The 15408-nt window shown below is 71.3% G+C and carries 18 protein-coding genes and 1 riboswitch; of the genes, 3 read left to right on the forward strand and 15 right to left on the reverse strand.

Features of this window, described 5'->3' with window-relative positions; all coding sequences use genetic code 11:
• Window positions 1-39 precede the first annotated feature (39 nt).
• The 11 genes from pheT to ACIBF5_RS23460 form a co-directional block, all read right to left on the reverse strand.
• Window positions 40-2562, reverse strand: coding sequence for a phenylalanine--tRNA ligase subunit beta (pheT, locus tag ACIBF5_RS23410; RefSeq protein WP_396814977.1), 2523 nt, complete (start codon window positions 2560-2562; stop codon window positions 40-42).
• Window positions 2563-2602: 40 nt separating this feature from the next.
• Entirely contained in the window at window positions 2603-3664 is a 1062-nt protein-coding gene (locus tag ACIBF5_RS23415) for a phenylalanine--tRNA ligase subunit alpha (protein WP_396815118.1), read from the reverse strand.
• Between the two features lie 170 nt (window positions 3665-3834).
• Window positions 3835-4713, reverse strand: a complete 879-nt coding sequence (locus ACIBF5_RS23420) for a TrmH family RNA methyltransferase (RefSeq protein ID WP_396814978.1) — start codon at window positions 4711-4713, stop codon at window positions 3835-3837.
• Between the two features lie 29 nt (window positions 4714-4742).
• Entirely contained in the window at window positions 4743-5135 is a 393-nt protein-coding gene (gene rplT / locus ACIBF5_RS23425) for a 50S ribosomal protein L20 (RefSeq protein WP_396814979.1), read from the reverse strand.
• A 35-nt stretch (window positions 5136-5170) separates the two neighbouring features.
• Complete coding sequence (gene rpmI, locus ACIBF5_RS23430) at window positions 5171-5365, reverse strand: 50S ribosomal protein L35 (RefSeq protein ID WP_396814980.1); 195 nt, start codon at window positions 5363-5365, stop codon at window positions 5171-5173.
• Between the two features lie 19 nt (window positions 5366-5384).
• A complete protein-coding gene (gene infC / locus ACIBF5_RS23435; RefSeq protein WP_396814981.1) occupies window positions 5385-5999 on the reverse strand; it encodes a translation initiation factor IF-3 in 615 nt (204 codons plus the stop codon).
• Between the two features lie 335 nt (window positions 6000-6334).
• Window positions 6335-6748, reverse strand: a complete 414-nt coding sequence (locus ACIBF5_RS23440) for a PH domain-containing protein (RefSeq protein WP_396815119.1) — start codon at window positions 6746-6748, stop codon at window positions 6335-6337.
• 94 nt (window positions 6749-6842) lie between these two features.
• Window positions 6843-7691, reverse strand: coding sequence for an ATP phosphoribosyltransferase (gene hisG, locus ACIBF5_RS23445; RefSeq protein WP_396814983.1), 849 nt, complete (start codon window positions 7689-7691; stop codon window positions 6843-6845).
• A gap of 63 nt (window positions 7692-7754) precedes the next feature.
• Entirely contained in the window at window positions 7755-8036 is a 282-nt protein-coding gene (locus ACIBF5_RS23450) for a phosphoribosyl-ATP diphosphatase (RefSeq protein WP_211349693.1), read from the reverse strand.
• Window positions 8037-8102: 66 nt separating this feature from the next.
• Window positions 8103-8273 carry a hypothetical protein gene (locus ACIBF5_RS23455; RefSeq protein WP_396814985.1) on the reverse strand — a complete coding sequence of 57 codons (171 nt, stop codon included), beginning with the start codon at window positions 8271-8273 and terminating at the stop codon, window positions 8103-8105.
• A complete protein-coding gene (locus ACIBF5_RS23460; RefSeq protein WP_396814987.1) occupies window positions 8270-8833 on the reverse strand; it encodes a SigE family RNA polymerase sigma factor in 564 nt (187 codons plus the stop codon). The genes ACIBF5_RS23455 and ACIBF5_RS23460 overlap by 4 nt, the downstream gene beginning before the upstream one ends.
• Window positions 8834-9020: 187 nt before the next feature.
• Between ACIBF5_RS23460 and ACIBF5_RS23465 the strand changes: the two genes are divergently transcribed.
• From ACIBF5_RS23465 to ACIBF5_RS23475, 3 genes are read left to right on the forward strand one after another with little or no spacing between them, the layout of a single operon-like run.
• Window positions 9021-9884, forward strand: coding sequence for an ABC transporter substrate-binding protein (locus ACIBF5_RS23465; protein ID WP_396814989.1), 864 nt, complete (start codon window positions 9021-9023; stop codon window positions 9882-9884).
• On the forward strand, window positions 9881-10726 hold the full coding sequence (locus tag ACIBF5_RS23470; RefSeq protein ID WP_396814990.1) for an amino acid ABC transporter permease: 846 nt from the start codon (window positions 9881-9883) through the stop codon (window positions 10724-10726). The genes ACIBF5_RS23465 and ACIBF5_RS23470 overlap by 4 nt, the downstream gene beginning before the upstream one ends.
• Before the next feature lie 3 nt (window positions 10727-10729).
• Window positions 10730-11527 (forward strand): amino acid ABC transporter ATP-binding protein, encoded by a 798-nt coding sequence (locus ACIBF5_RS23475; protein WP_396814991.1) that lies wholly within the window; start codon window positions 10730-10732, stop codon window positions 11525-11527.
• Window positions 11528-11554: 27 nt separating this feature from the next.
• On the opposite strand, the gene ribH is transcribed toward ACIBF5_RS23475, so the two are convergent.
• The 4 genes from ribH to ribD are packed head-to-tail and all read right to left on the reverse strand — an operon-like array spanning window position 11555 to window position 15026.
• Window positions 11555-12055, reverse strand: coding sequence for a 6,7-dimethyl-8-ribityllumazine synthase (gene ribH, locus ACIBF5_RS23480; protein WP_396814993.1), 501 nt, complete (start codon window positions 12053-12055; stop codon window positions 11555-11557).
• Window positions 12056-12057: 2 nt separating this feature from the next.
• Window positions 12058-13359, reverse strand: coding sequence for a bifunctional 3,4-dihydroxy-2-butanone-4-phosphate synthase/GTP cyclohydrolase II (locus tag ACIBF5_RS23485; RefSeq protein WP_396814995.1), 1302 nt, complete (start codon window positions 13357-13359; stop codon window positions 12058-12060).
• A complete protein-coding gene (locus ACIBF5_RS23490; RefSeq protein ID WP_396814997.1) occupies window positions 13356-13961 on the reverse strand; it encodes a riboflavin synthase in 606 nt (201 codons plus the stop codon). Before ACIBF5_RS23490 ends, ACIBF5_RS23485 begins: the two co-directional genes overlap by 4 nt.
• Before the next feature lie 3 nt (window positions 13962-13964).
• A complete protein-coding gene (gene ribD / locus ACIBF5_RS23495) occupies window positions 13965-15026 on the reverse strand; it encodes a bifunctional diaminohydroxyphosphoribosylaminopyrimidine deaminase/5-amino-6-(5-phosphoribosylamino)uracil reductase RibD (RefSeq protein ID WP_396814999.1) in 1062 nt (353 codons plus the stop codon).
• Between the two features lie 172 nt (window positions 15027-15198).
• A riboswitch (FMN riboswitch) is annotated at window positions 15199-15376 on the reverse strand.
• Window positions 15377-15408: the final 32 nt, after the last annotated feature.

Consider the following 15408-nt stretch of genomic DNA (forward strand, 5'->3'; position numbering starts at 1 on the left):
GCCCCGGTGCTACCTCCGCCGCCCCGCAGGGCGGCACTTCTAGGCTCCGCGCAGGGTGGCACCCAGCCGCGACGCCGCCTCGGCGACCGCCCCGTCCCGGGCCGCCACCGCCTCCTCCACCGTCAGCGTGCGGTCCGGCGCCCGGAAGGTGAGCTTGTACGCCAGCGACTTACGCCCCGCACCGAGCTGCGGCGAGGCGTAGACGTCGAAGAGCCGTACCGACTCCAACAGGGCACCCGCACCGTCGACCAACGCCCGCTGCACATCGGCCGCGGCGACCTCCTCCGGCACCACCAGGGCGACGTCGATCAACGCGGGCGGGAACCCGGAGATCCGCGGCGCCGGACGCACCGGAGCCTCCGGCAGCAGATCCAGGTCCAACTCCATCGCACTGGTACGCCGAGGCAGCTCCAGTGCCTCCACCGCCGCCGGGTGCAGCTCACCCGCACAACCGACCACGGTGCCGTCCACCAGCAGCTCGGCGCAGCGACCCGGGTGCCACGGCGCGCGTTGCGCCGCCCGGACCGTCACCTGCCCGTCCGGGATGCCGGCGGCGGCGATCACGATCCGGGCCGCCTCCACCGCGTCGGCCCATCCCGCCGGCTGCCCGGACCCCCACCAACCGGTCCGCTCGATCTCACCGCTGAGCACCGCGGCCACGTGCCGGGGCTGGTGCGGCAGGACCGCGTCGGCGGCCGCGAACTCGACGTCGCTGGGTCGGTGGTCGACCGCCATCGGCGGCGGGCTGCCGGCACCGGGCTTCGGCTCGAAGACCGTACCGATCTCGTAGAGGGCCAGGTCACGCTGACCCCGTCCGATGTTGCGTCGCAACGCCCCGAGCAGGGAGCTGAGCAGCGTGGTACGCAGCAACGGCTCCTCGTCGGAGAGCGGGTTGGCCAACCGGACCGCCCGGCGACGGGAGTCGTCGTCCGGCAGCCCGATCAGGTCGAAGAACTGCGGCGACACGAACGGGAAGGACACCACCTCGACGTACCCGTTCTCGGCCAGCGCCCGGGCGACCACCCGGCGGCGCCGCTGCTCCGCGGTGAGGCCACGACCGGGCGGGGCGAGGGGCAGCACCGACGGGATCTCGTTGTAGCCGCCCAGCCGGGCGACCTCCTCGACCAGGTCGGCCGGATCGGTGAGGTCGGGCCGCCACGTCGGCGGGGTGACCCGCAGCAGCTCAGCCTCGGTGACGACGGTGCAACCGACCTCTTCGAGCAGTGCGACCACCCGCGCCAGCGGGTACGTCACCCCGATCCGCCGGGTCGGCAGCTCCGGGTCGAGCACGATCGGAGCGGGCGGCGCGACCTGGTTGAAGTCGAGGATCTCCGGACCCGCCGAACCGCCGCCGTACGTGGTGAGCAGTTCGACCGCCCGGTCGAGCGCGACCAGCGGCAGCCCCGGGTCGACCCCGCGCTCCCACCGCTTGGCGGCCTCACTGAACAGCTTGTGCCGACGGGCGGTACGCCCGACCATGACCGGGTCCCAGTGCGCCGCCTCGAAGAGCACCTCCGTGGTGCTGGCGACCACCTCGCTGGTCTGGCCCCCCATCACCGCGGCGAGCGAGATCGGCACTCCCTCGCCACCCGCCGGGTTCGCCTGCCCGGCGTCGCAGATCACCATGTCCTCCGCGTCGAGTACGCGGGCGACGCCGTCCAGGGTGGTCAACTTCTCCCCGGCCAGTGCCCGGCGGACCACCAGCGCCCCGGTCAACCGGTCGGCGTCGAAGGCGTGCATCGGCTGGCCGAGTTCGAGCATCACGTAGTTGGTGATGTCCACCGGCAGCGAGATCGTCCGGATACCGGCGACGGTCAACCGCTGCCGCAGCCACTGGGGGCTCTGCGCGGTCGGGTCGACCCCCCGCACCAGCCGGGCGGCGAACCGGTCACAGCCGAGCGGGTCCCGGACCTCGACCGGGTACGCCGGGGTCTCGGTGGCGCCGGGGGCCGGCACCTTACCCGGGTCACGGAACGGCACTCCGAAGGCATGCGCGAGTTCGCGGGCGATTCCGCGCACCGAGAGGCCGTAGCCCCGGTCCGGGGTGATCTCCAGCTCGACCACCACGTCGTCGAGCCCGACCACCGGCCGCGCGTCGTCACCGGGCTTGGCCACCGTCTCGGCGGGCAGGACCAGGATGCCGGCGTGGTCCTCACCGAGGCCCAGCTCGCGTACCGAGCAGATCATGCCGTGGGAGTTGCGCCCGTACGTCTTGCGGGCACCGATCGCGAAGCCGCCGGGCAGCACGCCACCGGGCAGGATCACCACCACCCGGTCGCCGGGGGCGAAGTTGGTCGCCCCGCAGACGATCTCCTGTAGTTCGCCGGTGCCGTTCGCGGCGCCGACGTCCACCCGACAGAACCGGATCGGCTTCTTGAAGCCGGTCAGTTCCTCGATCTCGCGTACCTCGCCAACCACCAGCGACCCGGTGACCGTGGCCCGTAGGTCCACGATCGACTCGACCTCAAGGCCGAGGTTCACCAACGCCTGTTCCAGCTCCTCGGGGCCGAGGTCGACGGGGAGGTCGACGTGCTCGCGCAGCCAGGAAACACCAACTCGCATGACTCAGACCACCGCTTCCGAAGTTCGATTCCGCATGCCGCTACGCCTCGACACCGAGGGCACGGGTGAACCGCACGTCGCCCTCGAACAGGTCCCGCATCTCACTGACCCCGTTGCGGACCATGACCGTACGGTCGATACCCATACCGAAGGCGAAGCCGGAGTAGACATCCGGGTCGATCCCGCAGGCCCGCAGGACCCGGGGGTTGACCATGCCGCAGCCACCCCACTCGACCCACTGGGCGCCGCCTCGGTGCTCCGGGAACCAGACGTCGAACTCCGCCGACGGCTCGGTGAACGGGAAGTAGTGCGGGCGCCAACGGGTCCGCGCCTGCGCCCCGAACATCGACCGGGCGAAGTGGTCGAGCGTGCCCCGCAGGTGCGCCATGGTGATGCCCTTGTCGACCACCAACCCCTCGACCTGGTGGAAGACCGGGCTGTGGGTGGCGTCCAGTTCGTCGGTGCGGTAGACCCGCCCCGGGCAGACCACGTAGATCGGGGGCTTGCGGCTCAGCATCGTCCGGGCCTGCACCGGTGAGGTGTGCGTACGCAGCACCAGTCCCGGTACGTCCACGTGGAAGGTGTCCATCAGGCCACGGGCGGGGTGGTCCGGCGGGATGTTGAGCGCGTCGAAGTTGGTCCACTCCAACTCCAGCTCCGGTCCCTCGGCGACCTCGTAACCCATTCCGACGAAGAGGTCACCGACCCGCTCCATCAGCAGGGTCAACGGGTGCCGGGCGCCACGCGGGCGCCGGTCGTACGGAAGCGTGACGTCGACCCGCTCCTCGGCGAGCACCCGTTCGGCCTGGGCCCGCTGCAACTCGGCCCGCCACTCGTCGTAGCTGGCCTCGACCGCCCGGCGGGCCTCGTTGACCCGCTTGCCGGCGTCGGACTTGGCGGCCGGCGGCAGCGCGCCGATCTCCCGGCGGGCCAGTGAGATCGGTGCCCGGTCACCGAGGTGCGCGGGGCGCAGCGCGGCGAGGGCGTCCGGGTCGGCGGCGGCGGCGAAGGCCGCCCGGGCCGTCGCGACGGCCTCGTCGAGGGCGTGCTGGTCGAGCAGGGCGACCTGTTTGGGGTCGTAGGGATCGTTGCGGTAGGTCATGGCGTACGGGTGCTCCCTCACGGCGGAAGGCCAGCCTCGGCGCGGCGGCCATCAGAGTTTACGGACGCGCGGCGCCGCCGCAGCCCACCGGTGGGGAGAGGAGAGCGGAAAGGGTCAGCCCTGCCGCCCGCCGACACCGGCGGGCTGGGTAAACGAGTCCGTCCTGGCACTCATGCGGCGGGGTCTCCTGCCTTCTTCGTTCTCAACGCTCTGGCCGAAGCGTACAGGCAGACGGCGGCGGCAGCAGCCAGGTTAAGGCTCTCGGCCCGGCCGTGCAGCGGCACCCGGACCCGGGCGTCGGCCGCGTCGGCCAACTCGGCCGGCAGGCCGTGCGCCTCGGAGCCGAACAGCCAGGCGGTCGGCCGGGCCAGTCCGTCGGAGTCCGCCAGGTCGTCCAGGTCGGTCTCGCCGTAACCGGAGGCGGCGAGCACGGTCAGTCCCGCCTCGCGCAGGGCCGCGACCACGGCCGCCGGGTCGGCGGCCCGGACCACGTCGACGTGGAAGAGGCTGCCGGCCGAGGCCCGCACGCACTTGCCGTTGTACGGGTCCACGGCGTCACCGGCGAAGATGACCGCCCCCGCCCCGGCGGCGTCGGCGGTACGCAGCACCGTACCGGCGTTGCCCGGGTCCCGGATCTCGGCGAGTACGGCAACCAGTCGCGGCGTCCGCGCCAGGGCCTGTGCGAGCGGTCGGTCGAACTGGTGGCAGACGGCGACCAGCCCCTGCGGGGCGACCGTCTCGGTCAGCGCGGCGAGTCCCTCGTCGGTTACCGGGGAGACCGGGATCCCACTGGCGTACGCGGCGTCGGTGAGTTCGACGTACCGGTCCAGGGCGGCCGGGGTGCCGAAGAGTTCCACCACGACACCGGGTCGGTCCAGGGCTTCCCGGACCGCCTGCGGTCCCTCGGCGAGGAACCGACCGGTGCTGTCCCGGTCCCTGCGCCGTTGCAGCCGGCGGGCGGCGACCACCCGGGGCGTACGGGGTGTGAACGCCTGCTGGTCCGCGCCCCGAACATGGTCGAGGCGCCCCACCTGCGGTCCGGACGGCATACGGGGCGCCTCGATCATCTGTTGCCTGGTCAGGCGGCCTGAGCCGCCGCGCCGCCGGTGCCCTCGGCCGCGACAGCGGCACGGGCCACCTCGACGATGGCGGCGAAGGCCACCGCGTCGTTGACGGCCAGGTCGGCCAGGATCTTGCGGTCGACCTCGATACCAGCGAGCTTGAGCCCCTGGATCAGGCGGTTGTAGGTCATCCCGTTGGCCCGGGCGCCCGCGTTGATCCGGGTGATCCAGAGCTGCCGGAAGTCGCCCTTGCGGTCGCGACGGTCCCGGTAGGCGTACTGCATCGAGTGCAGCACCTGCTCCTTGGCCTTGCGGTACAGCCGGGAGCGCTGACCGCGGTAGCCACTGGCGGTCTCCAGCAGGGTACGACGCTTCTTCTGGGCGTTTACAGCCCGCTTGACGCGTGCCATCTCAACTACTCCTTAAGGGTTAAGTGGCGGGCGCGTCAGCGGCCCAGCAGCTTCTTGATTCGCTTGGCGTCGACCGCGGCAACCTCGACCGTGCCGGTGAGCCGGCGGGTCTGCTTGGAGGCCTTCTTCTCCAGGTTGTGCCGCAGGCCAGCCTGCTGGGCGACGATCTTGCCGGAGCCGGTCACCTTGACCCGCTTGCCCATTCCGGTGTGGCTCTTCATCTTCGGCATCTGTTGCGTCTCTCCCCTGTTACTCGCCGACGGTGCCGGCGGGTTCGGCCGCCTCGACCGACGTTGTCTCGTCGATCGCGTCGGCACCGGCCTCTCGCTCACGCGGGCCGCCGGCCTTGGCCGCCGTGGCGGCGGCCTTGGTGGCGCGGTGCGGAGCCAGAACCATGATCATGTTTCGGCCGTCCTGCTTCGGCGCGGCCTCGACGTACCCCAGCTCCGAGATCTCCGACTCAAGTCGGCGGAGGAGCCGGTAGCCAAGTTCCGGGCGACTCTGCTCGCGACCACGGAACATGATCGTTACCTTGACCTTGTCACCCGCCTTGAGGAACCGCACCACGTGACCCTTCTTGGTCTCGTAGTCGTGCGGGTCGATCTTCGGCCGGAGTTTCATCTCCTTGATGACGGTCTGCTGCTGGTTACGCCGCGCTTCGCGCGCCTTCAGTGCGCTCTCGTACTTGAACTTGCCGAAGTCCATGAGCTTGCACACCGGCGGGCGCGCCATCGGCGCGACCTCGACCAGGTCCAGGTCGACGTCCGCGGCCAGCTGCAGAGCGCGCTCCAGCGGGACGATGCCCACCTGCTCACCCTCAGGGCCGACCAGTCGGACCTCACGTGCCCGGATCTGTTCGTTCACGCGTGGTTCGACGCTGATGGGGCCTCCTCGAGTCGGTTCTCCTACGGTGCCGACCTCCTCGTCGGCTCCCGGGTGGGAACCGACCCGGAAAGCAGAAGGCCCCGGCGCATGCCAGGGCCCGCTCGACCGGTCAGCACGGCAGAATGCCGCACGTCCGGCTCGGATCAGGACCCGGGCCGGTGACCGGACCCGGCCACCAACTGGGGCGACTCGGGTGGGAGCAGGCGCTCCGCTTTGACGCTGTCATCACGAACGACAGCATGGTCGACCCGGCAAGGTTAGCAGGTCAGGTGGGAAGCCGCGAAAACGGGCACCCCCGGCGGGTCGGGTCGGGCTCAGCTCGCGCTGGGCACCGGCTGCGCCCGATCTCGCAGCGCGCGCAGCGCCCGTACCCCGGCCACCGCCGAATCCTTGTCGACCGCCTGCAGGGCGATCATCGGCACCAGTTCGTCGTCGTGCAGTTCCAGGCTCGCCCAGGGCGAGCCGCGGTCGAAGCGCACCGCTCGTACCACCTCCCAGGGGAGGTGGTACGAACCGATCACGTTGCGCACCCGGATCCCGTCCGCATCGGCCTCGACCTTCACCCGGGTGAAGAGGAGGACCACCACGGCACCGAGGACACCCAGTCCGATCATGGCGAACGAGTCGCCGCGCTGGAAGGTCGCGGCACCCTGGCCGGTCGACCCGTGCAGCGCCAACCCGAGCGCGGTGAAGACCACCACCAGCGCCGGAGCCAGGATCCAGCACATCACCCGGAGTCGGTGCGGACGGAGCCGTACGAGGTCGGATTCGGTCACAGCCGCCATTTTGCCACTTCGCGGGGCCGACCCTCGCCGTGGGGCGTCAGAGCCGGCAGGCGTGGATGTCGGTGACCAGGATCGCCCGGGCGCCGAGATCATAGAGCTCGTCCATGATCCGGTGTACGTCACTGCGCAGCACCATGGCCTGAACCGCCACCCAGCCCTCCCGGTGCAACGGCGAGATGGTCGGCGACTCGATCCCCGGGGTGAGCGCGGTGGCCCGGTCGAGCAGGTCGGCCCGGACGTCGTAGGCGAGCATCACGTACCGGCGTGCGACCAGGACGCCCTGCAGCCGGCGCAGCAACTGCTCGGCCTTCTGGTTGTTCGTCGGGGCGCCGACCCGACGGATCAGCACCGCCGACGAGCGCAGGATCGGCTCACCGATGATCACCAGGCCAGCCTGGCGCAGGGTGGCGCCGGTCTCCACCACGTCGGCGACCACGTCGGCCACGCCGAGCCGGACCGCGTTCTCGACCGCACCGTCGAGCCGGACCACGTCCGCCGTGAGGCCCCGTTCGGTCAGGTGGCGTTCCACCACGCCCGGGTACGCGGTGGCGATCCGGCGTCCGCCGATCTCGTCCGACGAGGTGATCGTTTCCGGGGAGGCGGCGAACCGGAAGGTGGCGCCGCCGAAGTTGAGGTCGAGCACCTCCTCGGCCGGGCTGCCGGCGTCGATCAGCAGGTCCCGGCCGGTGATGCCGAGATCGAGGTCACCGGAGCCGACATAGGTGGCGATGTCCCGGGGACGCAGGTAGAAGAACTCGACGTCGTTCGGCTCGTCCCGGCAGACCAGGTCCTTCGGGTCGGTGCGCTGGCGGTAGCCCGCCTCGCGCAGCATCTGGGTGGCGGGAGCGGAGAGAGTGCCCTTGTTGGGGATGGCGATGCGCAGCATCGGAGGTGCTCCTTCGATCGGCAGGATCAGGGTTCGACCGTTGAATCGGGGGCGGGTGGCACCTCAGAGATGTCGGTAGACGTCCTTGAGCTCCAGACCGGTGGCGAGCATCAGCACCTGGGCCTGGTAGAGCAGTTGGGAGATCTCCTCGGCGGCCCGCTCGGGGCCCTCGTGCTCGGCGGCCATCCACGACTCGGCCGCCTCCTCGACGACCTTCTTGCCGATCGCGTGCACGCCGCGTTCCAGGGCGGCCACCGTCGCCGAGCCCGGAGTGCCGGCGGCGGCCTTGGCCTGCAGCTCGGCGAACAGCTCTTCGAACGTCTTCACGGAATCGGATTCTCGCAGCTACCCGCTGCCGACCCCCGCGCCGGGTCGGTTCCCGGCCACCTGGTGGACCGGTGCGGTGCCGTGTCAACGGTCATCCCGCGCAACCCGGCCCCGGCCAACCAGCCACGGGAGCCGCCGGATCCGGCGCCACCAGCGCCGCCGGATCCGGCGGCGGATGGCGGCCAGCGCGGCTGGCGACACCTCGACCCGGGCCGCCTCCTCGGCGAGCACCCGACGCAACAGTTCCTCGTTCATCGCAGCGCACCCAGTGACCGGCGCAGAGCGGCGACGCCCCGGAAGGTGTGACTCTTCACCGCGCCCCGGCTCAGCCCCATCACCTCGGCGGTCTCCGCCTCCGACAGGTCGGCGTAGTAGCGCAGCACGATCGCCTCCCGCTGCCGGGCGGGCAGGGCCCGGAGCGCGGCCAGTACCGCGTCGTGGCGGAGCAGGTCGAGCGCGCCTGCCTCGGCGCTCGGCGCGTCCGGGGCGGGCCGGACGGTGGCCAGGTGCGCCTGCACCACCCGGCGGTGACGCAGCGTCGAACGGCACCGGTTCACCACCGTCACCCGCAGGTACGCCAGGGCCCGGTCGGCGTCGCGCAACCCCGGCCAGTGCCCGTGCAACACCACGTACGCGTCCTGGACGACCTCCTCGGCCGCACCCTGGTCGCGCAGGAGCAGCACGGCGAGCCGGACCAGCGGACGGTAGTGGGTGGCGAAGAGGTGGGTGACCGCCTCGTCCGCGCTCCACTGCGGTGCCCGCGGGTACGGCATGGTCCTCCCGCCGAGCGCGTCGGGCAGCGCGTGGATGGTCACCCGTGGACGACGCGCGGGTCCTGACTCCGGTTTACCGCCAGTGGCCGGTCCACGCCAGAGTGTGGCCAGAAACCGACGCCCCCACCAGGACAGAGGCGACGCCCCCACCGGGACGGCTACCTAATCCCTACCGAAGTGCTGGGAAACTCCTATCGACGCTTCCGTACCTGCGCCTATGCTGTCCGCCATGGCTCGCCGTACCGTGCCGGTCGCCCTCGGGGCCGCGACCGCCCTCCTCGCCGCCCTCGCCGGCTGCGCCCCGCAGGACGTGGAGTCGACCCCTTCGGCGTCCACCCCGGCCTCCTGCGAGAAGGCGTCGCTCACCACCAGGACCCCCGGCAAGCTCACCATCGGCACCGACGAACCGGCGTACGAGCCGTGGTTCACCGACAACAAACCGGAGAACGGCGAGGGCTTCGAGTCGGCGGTGGCGTACGCGGTCGCGGAGCGGCTCGGCTACGCCCGTACCGAGGTGGTCTGGAACCGGGTGAAGTTCGAGAACGCGATCGCCCCGGGGCCGAAGGACTTCGACTTCGACATCAACCAGTTCTCCATCACCGAGGAACGCAAGCAGGCGGTCGACTTCTCCGCCCCGTACTACCTGGTCCGGCAGACCGTGATCGCGCTGAAATCCTCGAAGATCGCCGGCAGGACGACGCTGGCCGACCTGAAGGGTGCCACGCTCGGCGCCCAGGTCGGCACCACGAGCTACCAGGCGATCACCGACGTGATCAAACCCGGGCCGCAGCCACAGGTCTTCAACACCAACGACGACGCCAAGAAGGCGCTCCAGAACGGACAGATCGACGGGCTGGTGGTGGACCTGCCGACCGCGTTCTACATCACCGGCGCCGAACTGACCGACGCGACCATCGTCGGCCAGGTGCCGCAGGTCGGCGTACCGGAGACGTTCGGACTGGTGCTGGACAAGGGCTCGCGCCTGACCGGATGCGTCGGCGCGGCGGTCACCCAGCTCCGCGAGGCCGGGACGCTCGGCGAGCTGGAGAAGAAGTGGCTCGCCCAGGTGGCGGGCGCACCCGAACTCACGTGAGCCTGCTCGCCCCCACCCCCTCCGCGATCGCCCGCGAGCGGGCCGCCCACCGTCGCCGGCAGACGGTCCGCTCGGTGCTGGTCGCCGCCGCCTCCACCGGACTGCTCGGCACCCTGCTGGTGGTGGCGGTGACCGGGTCACCCGGCTGGGAACGGGTCCGGCAGTCCTTTCTCGACCTGGAGATCGCCCGGGCAGCCCTGCCCGACGTGCTCACCGGACTCTGGCTCAACGTCCGGCTGCTCTTCTTCTGCGCGCTCGGAGCGCTCGCCCTCGGCCTGGTGGTGGCGCTGCTGCGGACCCTGCGCGGGCCGGTCTTCTTCCCGATCCGAGCCCTGGCCACCGGCTACACGTACGTCTTCCGGGGACTGCCGCTGATCATCGTGCTCTACGTCTTCACCCTCGGCGTGCCGGGCCTGCGGCTGCAGGGCATGCCACCGGTGCTCGTACTCGGGGGCTGCGCACTGGTGATCACGTACAGCGGTTACCTGGCCGAGGTGTTCCGGGCCGGGATCGAGTCGGTGCACCCGAGCCAGTTCGCCGCCGGCCGCTCACTGGGGCTGACCTACCGGCAGACCATGCGCCACGTGGTCCTCCCCCAGGCCGCACGCCGAGTCGCCCCGCCGCTGCTCAACGACGTGGTCGCCCTACAGAAGGACGTCGGGCTGGTCTCCCTGGCCGGACCGATCGACGCGGTACGCGCCGCCCAGATCCAGACCGCCCAGCACTTCAACTACACGCCGTACATCGTCGCCGGGGTGTTGTTCGTGCTGCTCGCCATCCCGTTGATCGCGGTGACCGACTGGGTGACGCTGCGCGCCGCCCGCCGCCAAGCGGGAGGCTGAGCGATGACCCTCACCGATCGGAGCACCCAGCGCCCGGAACGGACCCCCGATCCGGGTCCCGGCCTGCTCGCCTGCCGGGGTCTGCGCAAGTCGTTCACCGGACGGGCGGTGCTCGACGGGCTCGACCTGGACGTGGCCGAACACGAGGTGGTGGCGTTGATCGGTGCCTCCGGCTCCGGCAAGTCGACGCTGCTGCGCTGCCTCAACCTGCTGGAGGAGATCGACGACGGGACGATCCACCTCGACGGCGAGCACATCACCGACCCCCGGGTCGACCCCGACCTGGTACGTCGCCGGATCGGCATCGTGTTCCAGTCGTACAACCTCTTCCCCCACCTGCGGGTGCTGGAGAACATCACCCTGGCGCCGCTGTGGGTGCACCGGCGCGACCGGGCCGAGGCGGAGGCACAGGCACGCGAACTGCTGGACCGGGTCGGTCTGGCGGAGCACGCCGGGGCCTATCCCGACCGGCTCTCCGGCGGCCAGCAGCAGCGGGTCGCGATCGTCCGGGCACTGGTCAACTCGCCCCGGCTGATGCTGCTCGACGAGGTCACCTCGGCGCTCGACCCGGAACTGGTGGGCGAGGTGCTGAGTCTGATCCGCGACCTCAAGGCGGACGGGATGACGATGGTGCTGGCCACCCACGAGATGGGCTTCGCCCGGGATGTCGCCGACCGGATCTGCTTCCTCGACGGCGGGCGGGTGATCGAGCAGGGTCCACCGGAGCGGGTACTGGGCGAGCCGACCGAGCCGCGTACCCGGCAGTTCCTCCGGCGGATCATCGAGGCCGGCCGGCTCTGAGCGGCCGGCCCCGATCCGTACGTTCGCTCAGCCGCCGAAGCCCAACTGGCCGGTACGCGGCTTCAGGTCCCGGATCGCCAGGGCGGCGTCGAGGGCGGCGATGGTGGCCGCCCACCCCTTGTCCTCGGCCGACCCGGGCAGACCGGCCCGGTCCCGGGCCTGCTCGATCGTGTTGACCGTGAGCACCCCCTGGCCGACCGGCTTACCCGCGTCCAGCGCGACCCGGGTAAGCCCCTCGGTCACCGACTGGCAGACGTAGTCGAAGTGGGCGGTGCTGCCCCGGACGACCACGCCGAGGGCCACCACCACGTCGTACTTACGGGCCAGTGCCTGGGCGACGACCGGCAGTTCCACCGAACCGGCGACCCGGGCCACCCGTACCTCACGTACCCCGGACGCCTCGGCGGCGGCGACCGCTCGCTCGACCATGTGGTCGGTCAGCTCGCCGTGCCAGCGAGCCGCGACCACGCCCACGGTCAGCCCCGCCGCGTCCACCGCGGTCGCCCCGGGCTCCCCGAAACCAGCCATCGTTACGCCGATCCTTCCGTGATCCCGTCGAGTTCACCCAGCAGGTGGCCCATCCGGTCCCGCTTGGTCCGCAGGTAGCGGACGTTCTCCGGGGTGGCTCGCACCGGCAGGCTCTCCCGCCCGGTGATGGTCAGCCCGTAGCCTTCGAGCCCGGCCCGCTTGGCCGGGTTGTTGGTGAGCAGTCGCATGGACCGTACGCCCAGGTCGTAGAGGATCTGCGCACCGGTGCCGTACTCCCGGGCGTCGGCCGGCAGGCCCAGTTCCAGGTTCGCGTCGACGGTGTCCCGCCCCTGGTCCTGGAGTTGGTACGCCTGCAACTTGTGCACCAGGCCGATGCCCCGACCCTCGTGCCCGCGTACGTAGAGCACCACGCCGCGCCCCTCCTGCGCCACTCGGGCCAGGGCGGCCTGCAACTGCGGCCCGCAGTCGCAGCGCAACGAGCCGAAGACGTCTCCGGTGAGGCACTCGGAGTGCACCCGGACCAGCACGTCCTGCCCGTCGCCGATCTCGCCGTAGACGAGCGCGACGTGCTCGGCCGAGTCGTTCTGGACCGTGTAGCCGAGCGCCCGGAACTGCCCGTACGGGGTGGGAAGCTTCGCCTCGGCGGCCAGTTCGACCTGCTTTTCGGTCCGCCGCCGGTACGCGATCAGGTCGGCGATGCTGACCAGGATCAGCCCGTGTTCGGCGCTGAACTTCTCCAGGTCCGGCAGGCGCATCATGCTGCCGTCGTCGTTGACCAGTTCGCAGAGCACACCGGCCGGGTTGAGCCCGGCGAGCCGGGCCAGGTCGACCGCGGCCTCGGTGTGTCCGGCCCGGCGCAGTACGCCGCCGGCGCGGGCCCGCAGCGGCACCACGTGTCCGGGCCGGGCCAGGTCGGTGGGGCTGGTCGCCGGGTTGGCCAGCAGCCGGATGGTGTGCGCCCGGTCGGCGGCCGAAATGCCGGTGCTGACGCCCTCGCGAGCATCCACGGTCACCGTGTACGCGGTGCCCCGGCGGTCCTGGTTGGTGTGGTACATCGGCGGCAGTTCGAGCCGGTCGGCCTCTTCCTCCGTGATCGGCGCGCAGATGTAGCCCGAGGTGTGGCGGACGGTGAAGGCGAGCAGTTCCGGGGTCGCCAACTCGGCCGCGAAGATCAGGTCGCCCTCGTTCTCCCGGTCGGCGTCGTCGACGACGACCACCGGTCGACCGGCCGCGATCTCGGCGATCGCCGCCTCGACGACGTCGAACCCGGTCGAGGCGGCGAGGGCCGTTTCGGCGAGGTCGGACTCGGGGCGTACGGACTCTTCCATGACGGACTCGCTCATGACGTGGCCTTTCCGGTGCCGAGTAGCCGCTCGACGTACTTCGCGACCACGTCCACCTCAAGGTTGACCGGGTCGCCGAGCTTCTTGTGCCCGAGCGTGGTGAGCTTGAGCGTGGTCGGGATCAGACCGACGGCGAACGTGTCGTCACCGATCTCCGCGATGGTCAGGGACACTCCGTCGACGGTGATGGAGCCCTTCTCGACCGCGTAGCGCGCGATCCCGGCCGGCAGCGAGAACCGGACCGTCTCCCACTGTTCGGCCGGTTCGCGGCCGATGATCTCGCCGACCCCGTCGACGTGTCCCTGGACGAGGTGCCCGCCGAGCCGGGTGCCGAGCGTCGCCGCCCGTTCCAGGTTGACCGGGTCACCGGGGAGCAGCCCGCCGAGGGCGGAGCGTCGCAGTGTCTCCCCCATCACGTCGGCGGTGAAGACGTCACCGTCGACGTCGACCACGGTCAGGCAGACGCCGTTGACAGCGATCGAGTCGCCGTGTCGGGCGTCCGAGGTAACCACCGGGCCGCGGACCGCGACCAGGGCGGAGTCCGCCCCTGTGTCGGTCAGCCGTACGACCTCGCCCAGTTCCTCGACAATGCCGGTGAACATGTCTCAGCCCTCCCTCTTTCGGGGCAGCGCGGTGATCCGCAGGTCGGGGCCGACCTGCGTGATATCGACGAACTCAAGGTCGATGACCTCGGAGATGGTGCGGGGTCCGGCGTCGGCGAGGGCCGCCGGGCCGGCGCCGAGCAGCTTGGGAGCGACGTAGCCGACGACCTTGTCGACCAGGCCGGCGGCGAGGAACGCACCGGCGAGGGTCGGTCCGCCCTCCAGCAGCACGGCCCGCACGCCCCGTTGGTAGAGGCCGGTCATCAGGGCGTCCAGGTCGACCCGGTCCTCCTTGGTGGCGCCGACCTCCGCGGTGGTCACCACCCAGGTGCGGGCGGCGCCGTCGCGCACGCGGGCATCCGCCGGGGTACGACCCTCGCTGTCCACCACCACCCGCAACGGCTGCCGGATGGCGAGGCTGCCGTCGCGCAGGTTCCGGGCGGTCAGTCGCGGGTCGTCGGCGAGCACCGTGCCGATCCCGACGAGCACCGCGTCGACGGTGCCGCGCAGTGCGTGTACGTCCATCCGGGCGGCCTCGGAGGTGATCCACATGCTGGTGCCGTCGGCAGCGGCGGAGCGGCCGTCGATGGTGGAGGCGAACTTCCAGATCACATAGGGGCGGCGGCGTCGTACGGCGGTCAGCCAGGCGATGTTGCCCGCCTCCGCCTCGGCGGCACGTACCCCGATCTCGACCTCGACCCCGGCGGCCCGCAGGGTGGCCGCGCCACCCGAGGCGACCAGGTTCGGATCCGGTACGCCGATCACCACCCGGGCCACTCCGGCCTGGATCAGCGCGCCCGTGCAGGGGCCGGTACGGCCGGTGTGGTCGCAGGGCTCCAGGGTGACCACGGCGGTGCCGCCCCGGGCGCGTTCACCGGCCTGGGCCAGCGCGACAATCTCGGCGTGCGGCCCACCGGCGTAGGCGTGGAACCCCTCCCCGACCAACTCGCCGTTGACGTCGAGCAGGACGCAGCCAACCACCGGATTGGGGCTGGTGCTGCCCAGGCCGCGCGCGGCCAGCTCGATCGCCCGACGCATCGCCGCATCGGTGGAGACGCTCACCATGTCCGTGTCCTACTCTCCTCGCCCGTCGGTCAAACGCGCGACGAGTGGGAGACATTCCGGCACAAACCAGAGCAGGCGGTGGCGGAGAACCCCGGGGACGGCAGAGCCGACCCGGGCAGGGTCGACGAAGCTGGACGCCACAGGGCGCAGTTCGTGATGACCCGTCCGTCCCGCGCGCTGTCTCCCATCCGGACTGTCTGAGTGCGGGCGGGAAGCCCGCGCTCAACCGTCGGCCCTGGGTTCTCACCAGGTCCACCGTCCGACACAGGGTCGTCCGGGTCGCGGGCTTACCGTGGCCGAGGCCGCGGATCACCGCCGGTTCGGAATTTCACCGAGTCCCGCCAGCGCGTGGTGGGTACGTCGTGAGTCTTACACGCTTTCC

Source organism: Micromonospora sp. NPDC050417 (genome assembly GCF_044458865.1).
Classification (GTDB): domain Bacteria; phylum Actinomycetota; class Actinomycetes; order Mycobacteriales; family Micromonosporaceae; genus Micromonospora_G.